The following is a 1,508-nucleotide window of genomic DNA, read 5'->3' as shown; positions in this document are numbered from 1 at the left end:
TTACAACCTTTGTAAATACTATTGCAGTCTTTCCAGAAAATAGCTTGGGGCAAAGTATCTACAATAGTTCTGAGTAACTGTCGTTGTTCGACTAATTCAGACTGAATTTTTTGATAATGGAAAAACTTTGAGCATAGTTCCACCCCCTGGCTGAGATTTTCCTACACATAAAAATCTGCCTGAGCGTTTTTTGCTCCAATCTACACTCCATTCTTCTTTGGTTTTATATCCATTTTCTGCTAAATTATGTTGAGCATTAAATAATTTCTGTGACCCAAAACAAATATGTAAACGTTCTGTGTTTTTTAACTTCTTTAATTTTCGTTTCAGACTAGCTATTTTCTGAATTTTACTCTTTAAACCTAGCAATTGATGAAAAAATTTATTTCGGGCTTGTAGATGCGGAAAACCTTTTTTTGTTGCTAATTTTAAAGTTTTTTCTAGTTTAGTGATGAGTTTTTTGGCAGCAGTTGTTTTAGCTTGGATTTGTAACTCTAATTTAGTGATATTATTATTCTTAGCTGTTTTTAATTGGTTTAAACATGTTCGTGCTTCAGTGGCAATTGAATCAGCCCATGCCCATTGGATGTTAAACAGCTTCATTAGACGCTTTTCTACTTCTGATTCTGACAACTTCTCAGTTTGCATCCAGTTAACAGCAGACCGTTTCCAGGATTCATATAATTCTCCCAGTTCCTCAAAAACAGGATGGTATTCAATTTTGGCTTCTATCCCTGTTAAGGAACCGTGAGATTTGGCCATTACTTACATTGAATTACTTCACTCTAAGGTTAGCAGAGCAAGTCTTTGGGTGTCAATCATATTTGTGATAGCTTTGACATGAACTCAAGTTTCGTGTCAGGTTCCTAATTTTTCTGCTTTAGATTGTCTCACATCCTAGACATTTTGTAGATGTTTGTCCAGGATAGTCTATATTTTTTGGTGTTAGTAAACAACAGTATCTCCTTAAGCTACTTCATCTAAAACTACCTGAGAGATGTACAGCGTAAAATGACCCCGGTATTTTTCCCACCAATCCATAGTAATTTGTCTATTAGCCATCAGGATTAAGTTATTACTCTATCTGACAGTTAGATAGCCAATTATACTGGTTTCGATATATACAGTTTCGGTCACAAATTTATATTACTTCGACAACATTTGCTTTTATTGCGGATGTCGCAATAAGAATTTTTACTTAATTCGATCGCATTTGCTTTTGTTGCGTATGTCGCAATAGGAGTTTTTACTCAAGATTTGCTTTTGTTGCGTATGTCGCAATAGGAGTTTTTACTCAAGATTTGCTTTTGTTGCGTATGTCGCAATAGGAGTTTTTACTCAAGATTTGCTTTTGTTGCGTATGGCGCAATAGGAGTTTTTGCTCAAGATTTGCTTTTGTTGCGTATGGCGCAATAGGAGTTTTTGCTCAAGATTTGCTTTTGTTGCGTATGGCGCAATAGGAGTTTTTGCTCAAGATTTGCTTTTGTTGCGTATGGCGCAATAGGAGT

At 35.4% G+C, this 1,508-nt stretch carries 1 protein-coding gene; it reads right to left on the bottom strand.

All coding sequences use genetic code 11. The features are described 5' to 3' along the window. Positions 1-96: 96 nt before the first annotated feature. The gene (locus tag F6K13_RS32695; RefSeq protein ID WP_287289859.1) at positions 97-762 is read right to left on the bottom strand and encodes a hypothetical protein; all 666 of its coding nucleotides are present in this window, start codon (positions 760-762) and stop codon (positions 97-99) included. Positions 763-1,508 lie beyond the last annotated feature (746 nt).

Origin of the sequence: Okeania sp. SIO2B9 (assembly GCF_010672505.1) — a bacterium.
GTDB classification, from domain to species: domain Bacteria; phylum Cyanobacteriota; class Cyanobacteriia; order Cyanobacteriales; family Microcoleaceae; genus Okeania; species Okeania hirsuta.
The sequence above is the reverse complement of the archived record's forward strand: the minus strand, read 5'-3'. Positions and strand labels throughout refer to the sequence as shown.

Bases quoted from the DNA above. Each gene is read 5' to 3' on its own strand.
- F6K13_RS32695 (WP_287289859.1), bottom strand. From the start codon at position 762: ATGGCCAAATCTCACGGTTCCTTAACAGGGATAGAAGCCAAAATTGAA.